The organism is Thiomicrorhabdus indica (assembly GCF_004293625.1).
GTDB lineage: Bacteria > Pseudomonadota > Gammaproteobacteria > Thiomicrospirales > Thiomicrospiraceae > Thiomicrorhabdus > Thiomicrorhabdus indica.
In genome coordinates this window covers 2,318,207-2,340,111 of the sequence record NZ_CP033040.1, presented here as the reverse complement: position 1 = coordinate 2,340,111, position 21,905 = coordinate 2,318,207, and the positions used below count along the sequence as shown (strand labels likewise).

Genomic DNA, 21,905 nt, shown 5'->3' with positions numbered 1-21,905 from the left:
CACTGAGGAGCCCAAGCTTTGAGTGAAAACTATAATGCTGCCGAAATTGAAGTCTTAACCGGTTTAGACCCTGTTCGAAAACGTCCGGGAATGTATACCGATACGACGCGTCCAAACCATTTGGCGCAGGAAGTGATTGATAATAGTGTGGATGAAGCCTTGGCTGGCTTTGCATCGCAGATTATTGTGACACATCACGACGATGGTTCGATGAGTGTGCAAGACAACGGGCGAGGTATGCCGGTCGATATCCACCCAGAAGAAGGCGTTTCTGGGGTCGAAGTCATTATGACTCGCTTGCATGCAGGTGGGAAGTTCTCCAATAAAAGCTATGCATTTTCTGGTGGTTTGCATGGTGTAGGGATTTCCGTGGTTAATGCATTATCGCTGAAAGTCGATATTGAAATTAAACGCGATGCAAAATTGCACCATATTGCTTTTGCAAATGGCGACTTGGATTCGTCACTGGAAATCACTGGCAAGGTGGGCAAGAAAAACACTGGAACCATTGTTCGTTTCTGGCCGGACGCCAAATTTTTTGATTCCGTTAAGTTTGCTCTGAATCCGCTTAAACACCTTTTAAGAGCGAAAGCAGTGTTAAGTCCTGGGCTTAAAATCACCTTTATTGATGAAAAATCAAAAGCCAAAGAAGAGTGGTGCTATGAAAATGGTCTTCAAGATTATTTGAATGATGCCCTAGCCGAACGAGAACGTTTGCCGGAAGACGGTTTTATTGGTGAGTCGCAATCTGAAAATGAAGCCGTTTCATGGGCGATTACTTGGCTGCAGGAGCCGGGTGAAGGCTTACAAGAAAGCTATGTGAATTTAATTCCCACTCCGCAGGGTGGAACCCATGTAAATGGATTGCGTGCCGGTGTCACAGAGGCAATAAGAGAATTTTGTGAATTCCGTAACTTGTTGCCGCGAGGTGTCAAAATTACACCGGAAGATGCGTGGTTGAACGTTGCATTTGTGTTGTCAGCTAAATTACGTGAACCGCAATTCGCAGGGCAAACCAAAGAGCGTTTATCGTCACGAGAGTGTGTACCGTTTATTTCTGGAGTGGTCAAGGATGCGTTGAGCTTGTGGCTTAATCAACATACCGATGTGGCCGAGAAGATCGCCGATTTAGTGATTCAAAACGCCAGTAACCGCTCGAAAAAAGCGAAGAAAGTGACGCGTAAAAAAATTACCTCTGGGCCAGCATTACCCGGAAAATTAGCGGATTGTACCGAAACCGATTTGGCGATGACTGAGTTGTTTTTAGTAGAAGGGGATTCAGCCGGTGGGTCGGCTAAACAAGCGCGCGATAAAAATTTTCAGGCGATTATGCCGCTACGCGGCAAGATTTTGAACACTTGGGAAGTGGATTCTGGCCAAGTGTTGGGTTCACAAGAAATTCATGATATTTCGGTCGCGATCGGTGTTGACCCAGGATCGGATGATTTAACCGGATTGCGTTATGGAAAAATCTGTATTTTGGCGGATGCAGACTCCGATGGTTTGCACATTGCAACACTGATTTGTGCGTTGTTTGTTCGCCACTTTCCAAAGCTCATTGAGCAAGGTCACATCTATGTCGCTATGCCACCGTTATATCGAGTGGATGTAGGCAAACGAGTGTTTTATGCATTGGATGAGGCTGAACGCCAAGGGATTTTAGATCGAATTTCGGCGGAAAAATTGCAGGGGAAAATCCAAGTGACGCGTTTCAAAGGATTGGGTGAAATGAATCCTGCGCAATTGCGAGAAACAACCATGTTGCCGGAAAGTCGTCGTTTGGTTCAGTTGCAGATGAATGCTGAACAAGAAATTCAGCCGGATCAAATCTTACCGGCCGGTGAAGAATTACCAGAAGTGAATGTTCCAGATTCAGACTTTGAGTTGAATCAAGAGGACATACAAGCGCATTTAGATTTATCTGAACCAACCCCTAAATCACCCCCTAAACCTTTGGCTGAAGAGGAAGAAGGGTTTGCAACGCTGGAGAGTGCGGTTCAGTCTGATGCCAATAAAGCGGTTGAAGTGTTGGAGGTGATGGACATGTTACTCGCGAAAAAACGTTCCGGTGACCGTAAGCAGTGGCTTGAGGAAAAAGGGGATTTGGCAGATTTGAGTCAGGTTTGAATTGGATTTTTATTCCTGTTCAATCATAAAGCTTAACTACCATCTGTTCAAAATGGACAAAAAAGGACGTTTATGAATTTTGTACCGGCCGGTAAATTCTTTTCGGCGATTTTAAAAAACTCTGTCATCGTATTATCAAGCTTATTGGTTTCGAATGTTTACACGGTGCATGCAGCCGATCGAACGGAAGTGCTCGGAGATTATCACATAAGTTTGTATAACGACATGTATGGCGATGTGATGGAGTTGGAGGCGTTTACCAAGATGGTTGATAAAGCCGCTTATTTTGGATTGGGTTGCTCCACGATGTCGCCATTCCCTGTCTTTCAAGTTTTGTTATTTGATGATGAAATTTTAAGCGAAACACCGAAGTTCATGTCGGCTTCTTATTCGGTTAAAGGTCTCAAAACGCAACCTGTTTCAGGTTTGCAAGCCGTGCTTAAACCGACTCTAAATGCGGATGAAATCTCCAATAAGCTACGAATTGAAATGAGCTCGGAAGGTGCGCAAAAAGCACTGCGTTTAATGAATGAAGGGTATCGTGAAATGTTGAATCAGTTTTCGCAAGGGCAAGTGATTCAGGTCAGCTTTGAACACCGGAAATTGGGAAAACATGATTACCAATTCTCTCTAAAAGGTATGCAAGCATTACTTGAGAGATACGGTTCTATTTGTATGAAATAGATTTTCAGAGCAATCCATAATTGTATTCTCTGTTTTAGTAGGGTGATCCGTAGGAACGTTTTCCCATTGCATGAAGGCGGTTTTTATAATCCACGAACTCTCGAATGTAGCGCTCTTCTTGAAACGATAAATCGTCAAAAGTCAGTTCAAGGTAAATGCCTTGTTCGGCATGGTGGCGATGTGTCACTGTACCGAGAATCTTCAACGTTTGGAAATATTCTGCGGTCGGAATTTCAAACACGAGTTCAAGTTCTGTACCGACTTTTGCACCTCGAGGGGTTAATACACCAGCCCCATCGGTTGAGATGTCTACCATCTGAGCTTTTGCTTGGCCGTTTTTACCAATTAATGTGACCCGTCGGTCAGTTTTTACCCGCATAGTTGATTCTCATTCGTGATTTGAAAGGTGAGTGTGGTGATGAACACCGCATCATTAGGGGTATTTTAGGCAAAAAAACGTTGGTGGTAACGAAAAAAATCATGAATGACGATTAAATCGTGAGCACTTGGATGAAGCATTTCCAATCCGATAAGGTATTGCTGACGAATTTTTTCGCTACGAATTACTTTGGCTCTTAGAATCAGAGGTGAATCATTATCGTATGTAGGTAAGGTCAGAGAGATAAGCCAACACTCGTTGGGTTGAGCTACGCGGTCGCATATGAGTCCCATACCGCAGTCAGATAAATCAATTAAATTCGCACTATTCCATTGTTGATGTTCAAGAGTGTCGTTTGGTGACAAACGGCGATCACTTGCATCAGTATGCTTTAAGGGAGTGAACTTCACCGGCCGGCGAATTAACACGCGTTCTGAACAGCGTTTTTCAGTTAGGGATTGGTTGGTCATTTAGATTGTGCTCGATGATAGATTGGACTTTTCTCAAGCTTATAATATCCGAGAATAAGTAGCCTTGCATGAAAATACAACCATTTTGTTGTAATAAGTGTTTTTGCGAATCACATTCTACGCCTTCGGCAATCACTTCAATTTGCAGCGAATGAGCCATTTGGATGAGTGTTTTTGTCAGTTTCATACTCTGTGGATTATTGGCAATGTCTGAGATGTTGCTTTTGTCGATTTTAATGAAGCTGATTGGAAGTGATTGCAAATAAGAGAGGTTTGACCAGCCTGTTCCAAATTGGTCAATGCTAAACTTAATGCCCATTTTAGATAGCTCGTTGATGGCACAGGCTGCTTTATTCGCATGACGAACCAGTTGGTTTTCAGATATCTCGAATCTCAGTTTTTGAACCGGAAAATCCGTGGTTTTTATAAGTTGTTGCAAGGTCGGTTTCAATCGCTCTGAAATCAATGTATCACTGGATAGGTTTATTACGATTGTTGGCAGGTTGTCAGTTTCTTGTGGATGTAATCGCAGCTGGCTGATAAGTTGTTGCCCATCATCAAAAACGTGTTTAAGCATCCACATATCGAGATCGATAATTTGATTCATTTCTTCAGCAATGTGAATAAATTCACCGGCCGGTATGATTTTTGGGTATCTGGATCCTGCCAACGAAGTAATGCTTCAAGTCCTATGATTTTTTGTTGCAAAGTATTTACTTGAAGTTGATATTTCACCTTGAACTGGTTTTTTTCCAGCGCAGTTTTGAGTTGTTCCGCAGTTTTGTAGTGTGCTTGTTCATAATTTGTCGGATCGGTCGAGGCAAATTGATAACGACCATACCCAGTTTGTTTCGACTCATAGAGCGCTTGGTTTGCACTCGATAAAATTTTAGGTGCTTGGTTACCGTTTTCTGGGATAAGTGCAATACCGATATTGGCCTTGAGCATGATGCTGTGCTCTTCGAAAATCATTGTTTGCTCAAGTTCATAGATAAGTTCTTCCGCCAAAAGTTCCATTTGAGCGGTGATGGATTTTTTGGTGGCGTGAGGGGTGCGAATCAAAACTGCAAATTCGGTTCCGTTCAGATGGCAGACTAAATTTTTCTGTGCGACGGCTTTTCGAATGCGTTCGGCACTTAAGTGCAGTGCCAATGTGCTGTACCGATGGCCATGAAAATCATTGACTTCCTGTAAGCCGTTTAAGTCGAGTAATATCAAGGCGTAGTGTTGTCCTACAACCTTTGATTGATAGAGCCGATTTAGGCTGTTCATTAAGTAAACTCGATTAGGTAATTGCGTGACAGGATCAAAATTTAACTGTTCAATCAACGCATTTTGTCGTTTTTTATAAGCGCTAATGTTGCGACACGTCCCACGAAAACCCAGAAGCTGATTATGATTGTCAAAAAAAGGTTGGCCGTAAAATACGCCATAGACACGTTTCTTTGACGAATGTTTTAGCGCAAATTCCAGATTGAAAAAAGGGTCTGTTTGGGTCAGTGAGTGTCGTAATTTTTTTATCTCTTCTGGGTGGTATGTTTGTTCAATCAATGAAAAAAGGCTAATACCAAGGAGTCGGTTGGCATCGATTCCGAGCAGGTTAAAGCTGTGATCACTGCTGTAAATAATGATGCCTTGGGTATCCGTTTCCCAAACCCAGTCGAGATTTTGATTAAGAAATTGTTGATAGCGCTCTTGAGTGCTGTTGAGCCGTTTTGTGGTTTTTTGCAGACTAAAGAAAAATGCGAAAGCAATCATAGTAATGGTGATTGCTAAAATTGTAAGAGTTGTCGATAGACTTTTTTGAGCAAATGGGGGTAGCCAGTTGTGTGGCTGATAGCTAGCAAGATACCAACCGTTCTCAGGCATAAATGATTGCAAATGAAATTGTTCACTGTCTAAAAAACTTTGCCACTGTTGGTTCAGAAACTCGACTATGCTTGAGTCTTGATCTTTTGGCGTTTCTAGCAATCTTTTTTCGCTAAGTTGCAAAATTCGTTCGTTTAGAGAGCTTTGGTGCGATTGTGGGGTGTTTTGGAAACTTGAAAAAATAACTTTGGAACCAGAGTCAGAAAATTCGACAATGGCTAATTCGGTAGCGGGGTAGGAGAGTTGAAAGATTTGCCATTGGTTGTGCAGGTGTTTTTTGAGTTCGGCCGGTGACAGGTTTGGGATGGATGATTGTTCATATTTGAGCAGGTTTTCGAGTTGAGTTTTCTTATCAAGTTGGTAGTGAAGTGTTAAAGAGCTGAATATCTGCACAGCAGGCTGACGCTGATTAGAGCGATAATCAATGCACTGATAAGGTGTTTCAACTTAAATTCTGTTGGATGATGTTGCATGCTGTGCGTCCAAAATTTTCTTGGTAAATTCGCCTGTCCGTATTCGATTTTTTAAGTGTATGTTTTCTTTATAGGCTTGGCAAAAAACTCCCCCGTGTTTAGCATTAGAAATGCTAGGAAGTTGTTTTGCCTTAAGAAATTTTTCGCTCATCTTCTAGGGTCTGTTGAAAATTCATAATTAGGCTCTGCTCAAACCATTTTTCGTTCCAGCAAGGCAGAAAGAGCGTGGAACACCCCAGAGTGCCTTCTCTTGGCTAAAGCCAATTCACCTTGTAGTTATTCTATTTGAGCGAATTTCTAACACTGCTGGGGCAAACGTAGAACTCGACGCCCGAAGGGGTAAGTCGAGAAAAATGGCTTGAGCCCTACGGGTTGCGCTTAAAAATGTCGCACTCTTTGTTGCTCATCGCTTATTTGGAATAACCAAAAAAACGCTTGGAGCGTTTTTAAGCGTAAGCCCCGAAGGGGTAAGGCACAGGGATGTGCCGCACTAAACGGCGCTCTGAGCGTCGTGATTGCTGCATTTTTAAGCAGCAACAGAGTCAAGTCTGAATTGTCAACAGACCCTAGGATGAGCAGCTTAATGCAATTGCTTTTTCATTTCCGGCAGGCGGCTGCAAAAATTCGGGGAAATGTTCGACTAATTCACCGGCCGGTTCGAAAGGTGTTTTTAGCCATTCTCGGGTCTGTTTTAACAGCTCATAGTCGCCTTTTTCGCATTGTTCAATAATGCGTTGCAAAATGCCATTACGTAAAACAAATTTTGCTGTTTGAGTACGAATTAAGTTTGACTGTTTGAGTGAGTCTGCATGCGGATTTTCCTGAGCATGTTCAAGATATTCAGCGCACCAATTACGCCATGCTTTTGAATGTCCGACAAATTGATAAAAACTTTCAGGGTTAGAAGGATTTAGTCGTGACAGCTTGTGAAAGAATTGGTGAAAATCGATTTGGCTTTGATCCATCAGAATTAAGCTGTTTCCAATGAATTCTCGTTGAGTTTCTTGAATTTGGTCTAAGCCGAATTTTGCGCCCATATGATTTAAATAAGTTTGGTTGTAAGTGGTGACATAGGTATCCAAAATTGGCTGAATATGTTTTTGATCGATGATCGTTAAAAAGGCTTGCGCTAGAACTTGGCAGTTCCATAAACCAATATTGGGTTGCTGACTGTAGGCGTAGCGACCTTCGGTATCGGAATGGTTGCAGATGTAGTGAATTTGAAAGTCGTCCAAAAACGCGAAAGGTCCAAAATCAAAGGTTTCGCCGGCCACGGACATATTGTCTGAGTTCATCACGCCGTGACAGAAACCGACCGCTTGCCATTTTGCGATGAGCTTGGCGGTGTTTGCAACGATTGTTTTGAGTAATTCCACATATTTGTCACCGGCCGGTAAACTTTGTAATTGAGGGTAGACGCTTTCAATGACAAAATCTGCTAGCTTGTAAAAGTCTTGTCGAGAGCCAAGTTCCGCTAACCATTCAAAATGCCCAAAGCGGATGTGTGTTTTTGCCACACGAATGTAAGTGGCGCGGTCTTCAAAACGTTCACGTCGAACAGGTTCAGGGCTGTGGCATAAGCTTAAGCAACGAGAGCTTGGAACATCTAAATAATGTAAGGCTTCGCCAATCAGATACTCTCGGACCGATGAGCGCAAAACTGCGCGACCGTCGCCTCGGCGGGAGTATGGCGTTTGCCCTGCGCCTTTTAAATGCAAATCATACCGGCCGGTATCGGTTTGAATGTCGCCCAATAACATGCCTCTCCCATCGCCAAGGTCGGGGTTGTAATAACCAAATTGATGTCCGGTATATTTCTGTGCAATGGGTTGCGGCTGTTTCGATGTCAGTTTGCCTGCGGTCATCTCATGCAGGGTTTTTTCATCCCATGTCAGATTTAACGTCTCGATAATGTCTGGGTTAAGATCAATTAGACGGCTGTCTATCGCCGGTTCAGGAAGAACATCTGAATAAAAGTGCTTGGGGAGGTGGCGATATGACTGTTGTAATTCTGACATTGCGCGCCTTCATTAGGGTTGTTAATGGAATCTGACATTCTAATCGTTATAGAATAGTCAATCGAGCTAAGCCTTTAAAAAGATGAGGGAGAGACCATGGAATTTCAAGTTGAAAATATTAAATGTGGTGGTTGTGCAAACGGTATTCGCAAGCAATTGGAAGCGATGGATGAAGTTGAAACTGTCACTGTGGATGTTGAAGCAGGTTGTGTAAGACTGAGTTTAGCGCCCAATATTAAGCCAGAGGGTTCTGTTCGAGAAAAGATTGCGCAGACTTTATTAAAAATGGGCTATCCTGAGTCCGGCACCGTGGAAGGCCTAAAAGCCGCTGGCGCAAAAGCCAAGTCATTTGTCTCTTGCGCGGTTGGCAAAATGAGCGATTAACGTTGGTTCATAATATGCAGTCCGCTACCAATACGCACTTGTAAAAAGATTTCAGACCAAGATGGTCTGCGCAGCACCCATTCGGGTATAAAAGCCTTCAGAGAAGGATTTATGGCGTCTTTTTAAAGTGCTTGCTGGTATGGGAAAGTAATTTTTATTGAATAACATTGTTTCAAGAAATTGGTTGGAGAGAACCGAGCGTGAGTAATTTGACATTGAATTATGAAGGGGTGGAACAACGCAGTGTTGCCGAGTTTGCCGAAAAAGCCTATCTCGATTATGCGATGTATGTCATTTTAGACAGAGCTTTGCCTCATATTGGCGATGGTTTAAAGCCGGTACAACGTCGAATTATTTATGCGATGTCTGAGCTTGGACTAAAAGCGACTTCCAAACATAAAAAATCCGCTAGAACCGTAGGGGATGTTTTGGGTAAATTCCATCCTCATGGTGATTCAGCTTGTTATGAAGCCATGGTGCTAATGGCTCAAGACTTCTCATTTCGTTATCCTTTGGTTGATGGGCAAGGAAACTGGGGGTCTCTAGACGATCCGAAATCATTTGCTGCCATGCGTTACACCGAAGCTCGCTTGTCAAAATTCAGTCAATTACTTCTTGAAGAAACCTCGCAAGGTACGGTGGACTGGGTACCAAATTTCGACGGCTCTTTAAAAGAACCGAGTGTTTTACCGGCGCGTGTTCCACATGTGTTATTGAATGGAACTTCTGGAATTGCGGTTGGGATGGCCACCGATATTCCACCGCATAATTTACGTGAAGTGGTGAATGCTTGTGTGGAGTTGTTACAAAATCCTAAGGCGACCGTAGAAGAACTTATGGAGTATATGCCAGCTCCTGATTATCCAAATCAAGCGCATATTATTTCTACGCCAGAGGAGATGAAAAAACTCTATACCACTGGCAATGGCTCGATTCGTCAAAGGGCGGCTTATCAAGTGGAAGATGGCGTGAATGTCGTGGTTGAAGCGTTGCCGTATCAGGTTTCAGGTGCAAAAGTTTTAGAGCAGATTGCCACGCAAATGCGCAATAAAAAATTGCCTATGGTCGTGGATTTGCGAGATGAATCCGATCATGAAAACCCTGTGCGTTTGGTCATTGAGCTTCGCTCGAAACGTGTTGATGTGGAAGCAACCATGTTGCATCTATTTGCGACAACGGATTTGGAAAAAAGTTATCGCGGAAACTTTAATGTCATTGGTTTAAATGGCCGACCGCAAGTTAAAAATTTAAAAATGATACTCAGTGAGTGGTTGAGCTATCGTACTGAAACGGTTCGTGCACGTTTGCAGTATCGCTTAGACAAGGTATTGGCGCGTTTGCATATTTTAGAAGGGATGCTGATTGCCTTCTTGAATATTGATGAAGTGATTGCGATTATCCGAGAAGAGGATAAGCCCAAACCGGTATTAATGGCGCGTTTTGGTTTGACCGATATTCAAGCGGAAGCGGTGTTGGAATTAAAGCTGCGCCATTTGGCAAAACTTGAAGAGATGAAAATTAAATCCGAGCAGGAAGAGCTTGCTGCGGAGCGTGACAGGCTTGAAAAAATTCTGGGATCTGCTGCTCGCTTGAAAACATTGGTGAAAAAAGAACTGTTAGCCGATGCGAAAGAATTTGGTGATGACCGTAAGTCACCTTTGATTGAGGCAAGAGTTGCCACAGCCATGAGTGAGCAAGACTTATTGCCATCTGAACCGGTGACGGTTGTATTGTCAGAAAATGGTTGGGTGCGTGCTGCAAAAGGTCATGATATTGATGGTGCTTTTCTCGGGTATAAATCCGGTGATCAATTCTTGTCGCAAGCAATTGGGCATAGTCGACAAAATGCCGCCTTCATTGATAGTACAGGTCGTGCGTATAGTTTGCCTGCACACAGTTTGCCATCTGCACGGTCGCATGGTGAGCCATTAACCGGCCGGTTAAATCCCGATAGTCAAAGCCATTTCACGCAAGTTTTACTGGGTGCGCCGACTGACAAAGTCATTTTGTGTTCTTCTGCTGGTTTTGGTTTTGTGTGCGAGCTAGAAAGTCTGAATTCAAAAAGCAAATCAGGAAAAGCGATTATCAGTTTGCCCAAAGTTGCCGGGTTGAAAAATGTTCGCGTGTTACCTGCGCCAAAAGTTGACTCGAAAACTGAGGATGAGCAATGGGTTGTGGTCGTAACCTCTGAACCAAGAATGTTGGTGTTTCCTGTCAGCGAATTGCCGGTGCTTGCGAAAGGTAAAGGCAATAAACTGATTCAAATGCCTAAAGGCGTTGAGCTTAATGCGGTGTTTGCGTTTACACCTGGTCAAAAATTGACACTGAAAACTGAAAAGTACGAAAAGCAATTTGGGCCAACTGCAATTGAAGAAGCTTTTAGTCGCAGAGCAAACAAAGGCATTGTGCTACCAAGAACCTTGAAAAAAGTCATTGCAATTGAAGTTAGCGAATAGTTTGAGAATCGTGTGTCGTCCATAAACTGGTATAAATAATGCTTAAGCCTTACTCAAGAATCAATTATTTAACTGCAGAGTAACACTTATGATTGCTAAGCCAGTCGGAATTATTATTATTATGCTCAGCTTCCTTGGCGGTTTTGTGCTGATGGGAGGCAATCTTCTCTCTCTATGGCATCCGTCAGAATTGGTGGTCATCCTTGGAATTGCACTGGGCACTTTTTTGGCGTCTACCCCAGTGGTTGTTTGGAAGCGTACATTTTATTTTTTGGGACGCTATTTTTCGGGTGATCGAGTCAATAAACGTTTGTATCAAGAGACCTTGGGACTACTTGAGGAATTGGCACGTTTGTCACGTTCATCTGGAATATTGGCCCTTGAAAAGCACTTGCTTGAACCTGAAGCAAGTCCAATTTTTATGCACTATTCTCGGGTCATGAAGCATAAGGATTTAACCAAGTTTATTGTTGATAATTTCAACTATCTTTTGTTGAACCCACCAGAGAACCAAAACTTTAAAGACCATCTTTACAACCAAATTGGCGCTACGACTCAATCCATGTCGGAAGTGCCAAAGGCGGTAGGTAAAGTCGCAGATTGGTTACCCGGTTTCGGGATTGTCGCTGCGGTAATGGGGGTTATCTTAACTATGGAGTTACTGGGCGGTGATATGGATATTGCTGCAATCGGTAAAGCGATTGGTGCTGCATTAGTTGGAACTTTGACAGGGGTTTTTATGGCGTTTGCTGTTTTAGCGCCGTTTGTGCATGCGGTTGAAATTATGATTCGACAAGATCGCATGTTAATGGAAGTCACGGCAGAATTTATCAGTGCTTACGCCAATGGTGTTTCGCCAAGTCTAGCGGTGGAAATTGGACGACAGTCTTTACCACCGGAATATTGCCTTGAGCGCGATGAAATTGGTTGATTTACCTTTACGGCTGGATGCTTTTAGGGAGAAGTTCTTGAAAGAATATTTACCGGCCGGTTATCTTTAAGTTATTTGGGAAAAATTATGGGTCGTCGATACCATGAACATGATGAAGGAGGGGCGCACGGAGGTTCTTGGAAAATTGCCTTAGCGGATTTAATGACCGTTTTAATGGTGTTTTTCTTGGTCATGTGGTTAATTGCGATTGTTGAGCCTGAACAGCGTAAAGCTTTTGTTGATAATGTGTTGGGGCAAGGTGATAGCGTCATGATTAATGAGGCTGAGAATCAAGGTGAGACCCAAGGGACGGATGTAATTAATCCGATTGACCTTAAACCGCCGGTCACTCTGGATGAAATTCAAGAATCTCTGAAAGAACTGAACCCAAAAGACATTGATATTCAGGAAACCGACGAAAAGATTATTATTACTCTAAAATCCGATAGTTTTTTTGAAAGTGGTCGGGCATCGATTAACGACGATGTTCGTGAGGAGTTAGAAAAGCTGGCTATGACATTGGTCGGGCGTGGACAACTTATGACGATCACGGGTTACACAGATAACGTGCCTATTAACAATTTCCAGTTTCCTTCAAACTGGGAACTTTCCGCTGCTCGTGCTGGAACGGTTGCCAGAACCTTTATCTACATGGATGTGGACAAGAGTTTGATTAGCATTATTGGAAAGGCGGATAACGAGGCTGTGGCACCGAACGATACGCCTTATGGACGTTCTTTAAATCGTCGAGTCATTATCGAAGTTGATAAATCTCAGCAAGGTGTATCAGAGCCATTGACGACGAGCAATCAGACTTTGATTCCACGCCAACAGCCTGGGCAATAATTATTCTTACCGGCCGGTAAAGCTTATTTGGGTTTATTGGCTACAATGCGTACACTCAGGGTCTTTCTTTAAATTCAATGTACGAATCATCATGCTATAAGCATCGATAATCATCAGTTTACCGGTTAAAGTGGGTAAATTAAGCAGGGCTTTAATCGCTTCAACTGCTTGCATGGAGCCGACCATGCCAACCACAGGACTCAAGACACCATTTCGTGAGCAAGTTAATTCTTCACCGCCTTCATTTGGATAGAGGCATTGATAGCAAGGTGAACTCTCCTGACGAAAATCATAAGTGCTCAATTGCCCTTCCCAGCGAATGGCTGCCCCTGAAACGAGTGGTTTTTGGGTTTTAAAGCAAACCCGATTGAGCATGAATCGTGTGGCAAAATTATCCGTGCAATCCAGTACCACATCGGCAGATGAGACAAGCGCTTCAATTTCTTGTTCTTCTAGTGTTTTTCCGACAGTTTCAATTTCAATAAAACGATTGAGCTTGGCAAGATTGGATTTTGCCGATTCAACTTTTAACTCACCGATATTGGCTTCTCGATGAACGATTTGACGTTGTAGGTTGGAGTCGTCGACTTCATCAAAATCGATTAATGTGAGTTTGCCAATTCCAGCGGCAGCAAGATACAGAGAAGCAGGGGAGCCTAATCCACCTAATCCAAAAACCACTGCATGTGAATTGGCCAGCTTTAATTGACCTTCATAATCAATTTCAGACAACAGGATTTGTCGGCTATAGCGTGAGAGTTCTTCATCATTCAGTTCGGGTTTCATTATCTTTTCCTTAAGTAACGTTCTTTTGCCCAAAGGTGACGCGATCGTTTCCACCATAGTCTTGGCGTGTTTCGACAGTTTGATAGCCATTTTCAGCAAGAATTTCTCGCACGGCTTCACCTTGATTGTAGCCATGTTCCAAAATTAACCAACCATCTGGTAGTAGATAATCAATCGACTGTTTTGTGATTAGCCGAATGTCCTCTAAACCGTCTACACCAGAGGTTAAAGCAGTGATCGGTTCAAATCGAACATCGCCTTGGGTCAAGTGTTTATCGTTTTCTTCAATATAGGGCGGATTGCTGGCAATTAAATCAAAGTATTCGCCGGCCGGTAAGCTTTGAAACCAACTGCTATGAAGGGTTTGAATGGGTAAATTCAGGTTTTGGCTATTGATTTTTGCAATGTTTAATGCGTCTTCAGAGAAATCAACGGCACTGACTTGAGCGTTTGGTCGTTCGCTTTTCAATGCTAATGCAATGGCGCCAGTTCCAGTGCCTAAATCTAAGATTCTAAGGTTAGTATTTTGACCGGCCGGTAATAAAGTTAAAGCGGTCTCAATTAGGACTTCAGTATCTGGTCGTGGAATCAAGGTGTCAGGCGTGACCTTTAACGGAAGTCCCCAAAACTCACGTTCGCCAATTAGGTGGGCAATTGGGTGGCCTTGTTGGCGTTTTTGCAACAGTTCACGAAACGCAAGGACTTGATCGTTGCCAAGAATTTTTTCCGGCCAAGTATATAAGTAGCTTCGCTCACACTCTAAAACATGACAAAGTAATAGCTCCGCATCAAGTTTGGGTGAATCCGACAGGCCAAATAGAGCATCCGTTGCCAGTTGTATGACCTGTTCAATGGTGTAACCTTGAGTGGTTGCTGTGACTGAACTATCCATTAGACCCTCTCAAAAGCTAGCCATACGGTATTTATTGACCAGAATTCAATGCTGCCAATTGCTCAGCCTGATGTTCTTGAATCAGCGGATCAACAACATGGTTCAAACCACCGTTCATGACATCGTCAAGCTTGTAAAGCGTCAAATTAATACGGTGATCGGTGACTCGACCCTGTGGGTAGTTGTAGGTTCGAATTCTGTCTGAGCGGTCACCGGTTCCGACTAAGCTTTTACGCTCTTGTGCAATCGCGGCATCATGAACTTGTTGTTTGGCATCCATAATGCGAGCTGCAAGTAATGACATTGCTCGTGCGCGGTTCTTGTGCTGTGAACGCTCATCCTGACATTCAACGACAGTGCCAGTTGGAATATGAGTGATACGAATCGCGGAGTCGGTTTTGTTAACGTGCTGACCGCCGGCACCAGAGGCGCGGAAGGTATCAACTTTCAAATCAGCAGGATTTAATTCAACCTCTTCAACTTCGGGTGCCTCGGCCATAATGACCACGGTTGCGGCTGATGTGTGTACTCGACCTTGTGTTTCGGTTGCTGGAACACGTTGCACGCGGTGTGCGCCGGATTCAAATTTCAAACGAGAGTAGGCACCGGCACCAATAATACGCGCGATGATTTCTTTGTAACCACCATGCTCACCTTCGTTGGAGTTAATCACTTCGACTTGCCATTTCATGTTTTCTGCATAGCGTGAATACATTTTGAATAGATCACCTGCAAAAATCGCAGCTTCATCTCCACCGGTTCCGGCACGGATTTCCAAGAAAATATTGCTGTCATCACGAGGATCTTTTGGCAGCAACATTTTTTGCAGTTCGAGCTCAAAGTTTTCTAAAGCAGCTTTGAGTTCAGGTAGCTCTTCTTTGGCCATTTCTGCCATATCTGCATCACCGGAACGTAGCATTTCATCGGCTTCTTCCAAGTCGGCCTCGGTTTCAATAAACGATTGATAGTTTTCAACCACCGGGGTTAGTTGCGCGTGCTCACGAGTCAATGCGGTGAATTTCTTTTGATCTGAAATGACTTCAGGATCGGAAATCAGGTGATTCAGCTCTTCCAAGCGTTCCACAAGGTTGTCGAGTTTTAAACGGATAGATTCTTTCACGAAAAGGCTCTCTTAAAAATTAGGGAATAGTGACTGCAAGAGACGCTAAGGCTTGACTTTGCAAGCTTGGTGGTCACGACAAATCAGGAGGTGTTCAGAGGCTTCAATCAACCCTTTGTTATTATCAATGCCAGCTTGTTTGAGCTGAGAAGTAGGGGTGTGAAGCAAGCGGTTAGTCAGTTGGTTCGCCAACAATTTGACAACATTTTCAGGATCATTGCCTTGTTCAAGCTGGTGCAATGCGTGTTCAAGTGCTTGTTGCTTGATTTCCATGGATTGCTGACGGTAGTTTTTGATAATAGGTTTGACTTGATCCATTGCCAGCTGCTGTGCCATAAAGTTACTGGCTTGGACGTCAATAATTTCTTCTGCTTCCAGTGCAGCCGTTTGGCGCGATTGTTTATTGCTTTCGATGATTTCTTGTAAGTCGTCAACGGTGTACAAATAAACGCTGTCAAGTTGGTTGATGCTGGATTCAATGTCACGTGGAACGGCAATGTCGACCATAAACATTGGGCGATATTTTCTTTTTTTCAACGCTTGCTTAACTTGATCGCGTTTTAAGATCGCATGCGGTGCGCCAGTTGAGCCAATAACAATATCGGCTTCATGCAAGTGGTCATCAACTTCTTCCAGTTGAATGCCGTAACCGGCTAAAGTTTCTGCAAGATTATGGGCTTTTTCCAATGTACGGTTGGCGATAATCAATTTACCAATATTACTTTCTTTTAAATGGCGAGCGACCAGTTCAATGGTTTCTCCAGCCCCTAAAAGCAGAGCGGTTTGCTCGGATAAATCACCAAAGAACTGTTTTGAGAGTGCGACTGCCGCAAAGGCCACTGAAACCGGGCTGTTGCCAATGGCTGTATCGGTGCGAACTTGTTTGACCGTCTTGAAAATATGCTGGAAAAGCGTATCGAGAGACTGATTTATGTGGCCATTTTTGTGTGCAAGATTATAAGCGTCTTTGATTTGTCCAAAAATTTGCGGCTCACCCAAAATCAGCGAATTTAAACCACTGGCCACTCGCATAATATGCTTGACGGCATCAAGTTCTTGATGGCGATACAGATAGGGCGTCAGGGTTTTAGGGTCGATATCAAAGAATTTTTCTAACCAGCGTTCAATGGTCACGATGGACGGTTGATCGTCATTAGCAACCTGTTCAGAGCTTTGTGACTCTTTAAGAGTGACATAGATTTCAGTGCGATTGCAGGTCGAGAGGATAATGCATTCATTGGCCAACCCCTGTTTTTTTAGCTCAACAGAGGCTTGTTTTGACTGTTCAGGTGAAAATGAAACTTTTTCACGGATGTCAACGGGGGCCGTTTCGTGATTAACACCAAGCGTAATTAGCTTCATACAAAATAACTTTAGTTCGGTCTCGTAAAGCTGCAATAAATCTGCAATCAAAGGAGCGTAATAATGCTAAATAATTAGGGTAATTGCAAGTTTTCCCGTGTTTTTCACCGGCCGGTAAATAAATTGTCATGCTTTGAGAGAGCTTTGCACGAAATAATAAATAACCAAAATTGGCTAAAATCTTGTCGAGCTTTGTTAAAAAGCTTGAGAATAGCTGGCTATTCCCTGCACTTTTTGCCTAGTTCAACAAAATTTTTTCTCAATTTATGCTTTATCTCTTACTCGTGCAAAGCTCTCTTTGAGTTCAAAAAATGACGCTTTTATAAATTTTGTTGGGTTTGAAAGCCTTTTTCAGGCAGGGGAAGTTATAAAACACTCTGACGTTTATGGGTAACTCAAGCTATTCAATTGTGTGCATTTAACAAATAGTGTTAGTATTTTGAAAGTTATCAGTTATTAATAATGAGTAAATCAATGAGCCGAATGACCACAGAGACAGAAATTCAACGTCCATCCCACAACTTTGTTAAAAAAGGTTTATGGGTTGCTGTCTTATTATTTATGCAGGGCTGCTCAAATCCTGTAGTAACGGGTCCAATTGAACCGAGTGAAGTGACGAAGAATTCTCCTAATATCTCATTAAGTTCAAATCCAGCGGCTCAGAATACGCAAAACCTTAAAACGTCAGAAGCGGAGAATGAAAACGAAGAACCCGTGCCTGCATACAATGCAATTGCTGATAATCGACTCAACTCTGCCCAAATGTTGAAAATTCTACAAGCAGAAATCTTACTTCGACGAGGAAGTTATGAGTCAGCCTTTGAATTGCTTTATGGATTGGCAAAAGATACTTCTGATACTAAGTTAGTTAAACGAGCGTTTGAAGTTTCCATGGCGACCTACGACGTCGAAAAAATTCGAAAAGCAACGGATTTATGGAAAGAGCTTGAGCCTTCCGCTGATTTGGCATGGCGAGCTGCATTTATTTTGAGTTTGCAGGAAGGTAAGGTCGAACAGGCGTTGCAAGAGTGGGATACTTATCAGACGCTCTCTGAATTACCTATGGAACAAGATTTATTGGTGACTTCTCGCCGAGTAGCTGCTTCGGCACCTGTGGATGCCGGCTTGGTTTTCTTTGAAAAGATTGTGCAAATGCATCCGGATGTTTGGTCGGGACATTTGGGGTTGGCAATGGTTGCTGCAACTCATAATATGCCGGACTTTGCAATGGAGGCTTTGCAGGAAGCTAGCAAGTTAGTTGAAAAAGAGCAAAAGCCTCAAATTTACCAACTATTGGCCAAGTTGTATGTTGATAATTCTAAGACTCAGGTGGGGATCGAGGATTTAGGTCGCTATTTAGAGTCTTTTCCAGATGATTTTGTCGTTCAAGAGCGAATGGCGCGCTTGCAAGTCTTGGCTGAAGATTATGCAGGCGCTGAAACTCGTTATAAGATGATTTTGGAAAAGCTGCCTGAAGCTCATAAAGCTAGGCTATCGCTTGCTCTGTTACAAATTGAACAAAATCAATTCGAAAAAGCAATCCAGAATTTACAACCATTACTGGATGAGAAAGGCTATAAAGCGATTTCTCATTACTACCAAGGGATTAGCTTGCAAGAGTTGAAGCGTTTTGATGAGGCGTTGCAGAGTTTTAGTCAGGTTGTGACAACGACTTTCCAAGTGGATGCGTTATTGCATCGAGCGGAGATTTTCTTTGCTCAAGGAGATATAGATCAAGCGTACGCGGAATTAGAAAAGATTTCAGTTGATTTGCCGCAGAATAAAGTCAAGCGGTTGCGGGCTAAAGCAATTTTTAAAAGTTACCAAGAGAAATATCAAGAAGCCTTGGATATTTATGATCAGGTTTTGCTAATTGAGCCGAGTAATACACCAGTCATGTTGGCAAAGTCTTATATACATTTCAATTTTGGTGAATTTGAAGAGTATGAGTCAATCCTTTTAAAGGTTCTTGAACTCAATGAGAACAATGTTGAAGCGTTAAACGGTTTGGGATATTTTTATGTAGAGCGCCAGCAAAAACTCGATAAAGCGAAAGTGCTTCTAAGTCGAGCGCTTGAGCTTGAACCGAACAACTACTTTATTTTAGATAGTATGGGGTGGCTGTATTATCAGTTGCAAGATTATGCCAAAGCGGTTGAATATTTAGAATCAGCGTTTGATATTGAGGCGGATGAAGAGGTGTTTGCACATCTTATTCAGGCTTACTTAAAAAATAACCAAACGGATCAAGCGGAAAAACTTTGGAAGACGTACTATAATCAGTTTAAAAATTGGGAATCCGTTGCCAAGCTTAAGCAATTTGTACCGGCTGGCTTTTTAGACGATTAACTTCTGTGTTAAAAAATGCGTGTTTAAGGTACTACTATTTAATGGAATTTAAGTGTTTCTAATTCGTTAAATACATTGCTAATTGCTTGCTTGGATGAGAAGAAAGGTAATCTCGAAGAATTTTTTAAATTTTTTTTAAAAAAGGGTTGCGAAGCATTTCAAAGTCTGGATAATACGCACCTGTCTTCAACGACGCAGATATACAGGGATGTGGCCAAGTGGTAAGGCATCTGGTTTTGATCCAGTGTACCGCAGGTTCGAATCCTGCCATCCCTGCCATTATCTACCTCTCGAATTCCCCAAATCATTTTGTCTTCAACAGGAGCCCTTTAATGGCGACTAAAAATGTCATGATTTTTGCGGGAAACGCAAATGTCAGTCTTGCAGAAAAGATTTCCACTTATTTAGATATTCCTCTTGGTAAAGCCGATGTCGGTCGTTTTAGCGATGGCGAAATTATGGTTGAAATCAAAGAGTCTGTTCGTGGACAAGATGTTTATGTTTTACAGCCCACCTGTACACCAGAACCAGCCGTCAATTTGATGGAAATGTTGGTCATGATTGATGCGCTCAAACGTGCTTCTGCAGGTCGTATTACCGCTGTTATCCCCTATTATGGTTTTGCCCGTCAAGATCGCAGACCTCATTCGGCTCGCGTTCCAATTACGGCTCGTTTATCCGCTGATATGATTACCCAAGCGGGTGCAGATCGTGTTGTGACAGTTGATTTGCATGCCGACCAAATTCAAGGTTTCTTTAACATTCCAGTTGATAATATTTATGGTTCACCTTTGTTGGTTGAAGATATGAATAAAACTCAGCAGTTGGAAAATGTAACCATTGTCTCTCCTGATATGGGAGGGGTTGTTCGTGCGCGTGCCGTGGCCAAAGCGATTGATGCCGATATGGCTATTATTGATAAGCGCCGGCCAAAAGCGAATGTTGCACAGGTAATGAATATTATCGGTGAAATCGAAGGGCGCGACTGCATTATCATCGATGATATGGTCGATACGGCGGGTACTTTGTGCAAAGCAGCCAAAGCTTTGATGGATCGTGGAGCGAAAAGTGTGTCAGCTTATGTAATTCACGCAGTACTCTCTGGGCCGGCGGTTGAAAACATCAATAACTCCGTGTTAAAAGAGTTGGTTGTAACAGATTCTATTCCAGAATCAGCCGATGCCAGAGCCTGTAAGAAAATCCGCAGAGTTTCTGTGTCAGATCTTCTGGGTGAAACCATCCGCCGTATTAACTTGGAAGAGTCGGTTACCGCTTTAATGGAGCATTGAAGTAATAATAACCGCTCTAAACAAAACCCCAGCTTAGTCTGGGGTTTTGCGTTTCTAGGCATTAGTAAAACCTTACCGGCCGGTGGTGAATCATGTCAATGATGTAACTGGCTAACCGGTTGAAAATTCAGTGGAATTATTTTTAATTTTTAGTATAATCCGCGCTCTGCTCATATTTGGTCGCGAATGTGGGTTTTATTAATCGATAGTTTCACTAATATAACTATCAATCTTGGAGAAGAACAATGGGTCTAAATTGGACAGCAGAAATCCGTTCGGAAGAAGGGAAAGGTGCGAGCCGCCGCCTTCGTCGTGCGGGTAAAGTACCAGCAATCATTTACGGTGCAGATAAAGCAGCGGTTTCAGTTGCATTTGATGCAAACTTCATCGCTCACGCATTTGACAACAATGATATGTATAACAGTGTTATCACAGTTGATGTTAATGGTGGTGATTCTGAGCAAGTCGTTGTAAAAGATATGCAACGTCACCCAGCAAGCAACGAAGTTGCGCACATCGATCTTCAGCGCGCTGGCGAAAGCAACATGATTACTAAGAAAGTTCCATTAGTATTCACTGGTAAGTCGACAGCACCAGGTGTGAAAATGGGTGGCCTAATGTCTTTCCTACAACCAACTATCGAAGTTCGTTGTTTGGCAAAAGATCTTCCAGCATCAATCAATGTAGATGTTTCAGCAATGGAAGCAGGTACTTCAATGCGTCTTTCTGAGCTAACAATGCCTGAAGGTGTTGTGATTACAGCTCTGACGCACGGTAACACTGACTACGACCAAGCGGTTGTAAACATCGGTAAGCCTAAGCGTAAAGGTTAATAAGCCTTTAATTGCTTAAACTAAAGAGCCAGCGTTTATGTCAAAGATTAAATTAATTGTCGGTCTTGGAAATCCGGGCGACAAATATGATTTAACCCGACATAACGCTGGTTTTTGGTTTGTGGACGAAGTAGCTCGCCAATACGGTGCAGTATTTCGTCCAGAAACCAAATTCTTGGGTCAAGCGGCGCGAGTTCAAAGTAACGGTTTAGATGTTTGGTTGTTAAAACCTGCGACGTTTATGAATCGCAGTGGACAATCGATTTCTGCCCTAGCCAAATTCTATAAAATCCCTGTTGAATCGATTTTAGTGGTGCATGACGAGCTGGATTTGCCCGTCGGTGTGGCAAAATTGAAAAAAGGCGGTGGTCATGGTGGTCATAATGGGCTGCGCGATACGATTGCGGCCATGGGAAAAGAGTTTTTGCGTCTGCGTATAGGCATAGATCATCCAGGGCATCGTGACCAAGTCGTCGATTATGTGCTTAAAGCGCCTTCAAAAACTGACCGTCAAGACATTGATGATGCTTGTTATCGAGCATCGAAAATCATTCCAGAACTTGCAGTAGGCGACATCGAAAAAGCGATGATGATTCTGCACACCAAATCTTAAATTTTCTCTTACCCACCCCTGATT

16 protein-coding genes, 1 tRNA gene and 2 pseudogenes are annotated in these 21,905 nt (G+C 42.9%); 11 read left to right on the top strand and 8 right to left on the bottom strand.

Annotated elements, in window-relative coordinates:
* Positions 1 to 18: 18 nt before the first annotated feature.
* Both parE and D9T12_RS10305 read left to right on the top strand, forming a co-directional pair.
* Positions 19 to 1,821: pseudogene (gene parE / locus D9T12_RS10310) on the top strand (DNA topoisomerase IV subunit B); the annotation flags it as partial.
* A 378-nt stretch (positions 1,822 to 2,199) separates the two neighbouring features.
* Positions 2,200 to 2,811 carry a hypothetical protein gene (locus tag D9T12_RS10305; protein ID WP_130538091.1) on the top strand — a complete coding sequence of 204 codons (612 nt, stop codon included), beginning with the start codon at positions 2,200 to 2,202 and terminating at the stop codon, positions 2,809 to 2,811.
* A gap of 34 nt (positions 2,812 to 2,845) precedes the next feature.
* Here D9T12_RS10305 and D9T12_RS10300 read toward each other — a convergent pair whose 3' ends face one another.
* From D9T12_RS10300 to D9T12_RS10280, 4 genes and pseudogenes are all read right to left on the bottom strand, one after another.
* A complete protein-coding gene (locus D9T12_RS10300; protein ID WP_130538090.1) occupies positions 2,846 to 3,190 on the bottom strand; it encodes a PilZ domain-containing protein in 345 nt (114 codons plus the stop codon).
* Positions 3,191 to 3,255: 65 nt separating this feature from the next.
* A complete protein-coding gene (locus D9T12_RS10295; RefSeq protein WP_130538089.1) occupies positions 3,256 to 3,660 on the bottom strand; it encodes a PilZ domain-containing protein in 405 nt (134 codons plus the stop codon).
* A pseudogene (locus tag D9T12_RS12575) lies at positions 3,638 to 5,418 on the bottom strand (sensor domain-containing protein). The gene D9T12_RS10295 and the pseudogene D9T12_RS12575 overlap by 23 nt, the downstream one beginning before the upstream one ends.
* Before the next feature lie 1,150 nt (positions 5,419 to 6,568).
* Complete coding sequence (locus D9T12_RS10280) at positions 6,569 to 8,020, bottom strand: protein adenylyltransferase SelO (protein WP_130538086.1); 1,452 nt, start codon at positions 8,018 to 8,020, stop codon at positions 6,569 to 6,571.
* A gap of 96 nt (positions 8,021 to 8,116) precedes the next feature.
* On the opposite strand from D9T12_RS10280, the gene D9T12_RS10275 reads away from it, so the two are divergent.
* The 4 genes from D9T12_RS10275 (at position 8,117) to D9T12_RS10260 (ending at position 12,637) form a co-directional block, all read left to right on the top strand.
* On the top strand, positions 8,117 to 8,404 hold the full coding sequence (locus tag D9T12_RS10275) for a heavy-metal-associated domain-containing protein (RefSeq protein WP_130538085.1): 288 nt from the start codon (positions 8,117 to 8,119) through the stop codon (positions 8,402 to 8,404).
* 200 nt (positions 8,405 to 8,604) lie between these two features.
* A complete protein-coding gene (gene parC / locus D9T12_RS10270) occupies positions 8,605 to 10,860 on the top strand; it encodes a DNA topoisomerase IV subunit A (protein ID WP_130538084.1) in 2,256 nt (751 codons plus the stop codon).
* Between the two features lie 88 nt (positions 10,861 to 10,948).
* Positions 10,949 to 11,791 (top strand): motility-associated protein, encoded by an 843-nt coding sequence (locus D9T12_RS10265; RefSeq protein ID WP_130538083.1) that lies wholly within the window; start codon positions 10,949 to 10,951, stop codon positions 11,789 to 11,791.
* Between the two features lie 87 nt (positions 11,792 to 11,878).
* Positions 11,879 to 12,637, top strand: coding sequence for an OmpA/MotB family protein (locus D9T12_RS10260; RefSeq protein ID WP_130538082.1), 759 nt, complete (start codon positions 11,879 to 11,881; stop codon positions 12,635 to 12,637).
* 33 nt (positions 12,638 to 12,670) lie between these two features.
* On the opposite strand, the gene D9T12_RS10255 is transcribed toward D9T12_RS10260, so the two are convergent.
* From D9T12_RS10255 to hemA, 4 genes are read right to left on the bottom strand one after another with little or no spacing between them, the layout of a single operon-like run.
* Positions 12,671 to 13,423 carry a HesA/MoeB/ThiF family protein gene (locus tag D9T12_RS10255; RefSeq protein ID WP_206199095.1) on the bottom strand — a complete coding sequence of 251 codons (753 nt, stop codon included), beginning with the start codon at positions 13,421 to 13,423 and terminating at the stop codon, positions 12,671 to 12,673.
* 10 nt (positions 13,424 to 13,433) lie between these two features.
* The gene (gene prmC, locus D9T12_RS10250; protein ID WP_130538081.1) at positions 13,434 to 14,315 is read right to left on the bottom strand and encodes a peptide chain release factor N(5)-glutamine methyltransferase; all 882 of its coding nucleotides are present in this window, start codon (positions 14,313 to 14,315) and stop codon (positions 13,434 to 13,436) included.
* A gap of 31 nt (positions 14,316 to 14,346) precedes the next feature.
* Positions 14,347 to 15,435 carry a peptide chain release factor 1 gene (gene prfA, locus D9T12_RS10245; protein ID WP_130538080.1) on the bottom strand — a complete coding sequence of 363 codons (1,089 nt, stop codon included), beginning with the start codon at positions 15,433 to 15,435 and terminating at the stop codon, positions 14,347 to 14,349.
* Between the two features lie 45 nt (positions 15,436 to 15,480).
* On the bottom strand, positions 15,481 to 16,797 hold the full coding sequence (gene hemA / locus D9T12_RS10240) for a glutamyl-tRNA reductase (protein WP_130538079.1): 1,317 nt from the start codon (positions 16,795 to 16,797) through the stop codon (positions 15,481 to 15,483).
* A 474-nt stretch (positions 16,798 to 17,271) separates the two neighbouring features.
* Between hemA and D9T12_RS10235 the strand changes: the two genes are divergently transcribed.
* From D9T12_RS10235 to pth, 5 genes are all read left to right on the top strand, one after another.
* Complete coding sequence (locus tag D9T12_RS10235) at positions 17,272 to 19,146, top strand: tetratricopeptide repeat protein (RefSeq protein WP_165395096.1); 1,875 nt, start codon at positions 17,272 to 17,274, stop codon at positions 19,144 to 19,146.
* 204 nt (positions 19,147 to 19,350) lie between these two features.
* Positions 19,351 to 19,425, top strand: a tRNA-Gln gene (locus D9T12_RS10230).
* A 53-nt stretch (positions 19,426 to 19,478) separates the two neighbouring features.
* Positions 19,479 to 20,435, top strand: a complete 957-nt coding sequence (locus D9T12_RS10225) for a ribose-phosphate pyrophosphokinase (protein WP_130538077.1) — start codon at positions 19,479 to 19,481, stop codon at positions 20,433 to 20,435.
* A gap of 245 nt (positions 20,436 to 20,680) precedes the next feature.
* On the top strand, positions 20,681 to 21,268 hold the full coding sequence (locus D9T12_RS10220; RefSeq protein WP_130538076.1) for a 50S ribosomal protein L25/general stress protein Ctc: 588 nt from the start codon (positions 20,681 to 20,683) through the stop codon (positions 21,266 to 21,268).
* 37 nt (positions 21,269 to 21,305) lie between these two features.
* The gene (gene pth / locus D9T12_RS10215) at positions 21,306 to 21,881 is read left to right on the top strand and encodes an aminoacyl-tRNA hydrolase (RefSeq protein WP_130538075.1); all 576 of its coding nucleotides are present in this window, start codon (positions 21,306 to 21,308) and stop codon (positions 21,879 to 21,881) included.
* Positions 21,882 to 21,905: the final 24 nt, after the last annotated feature.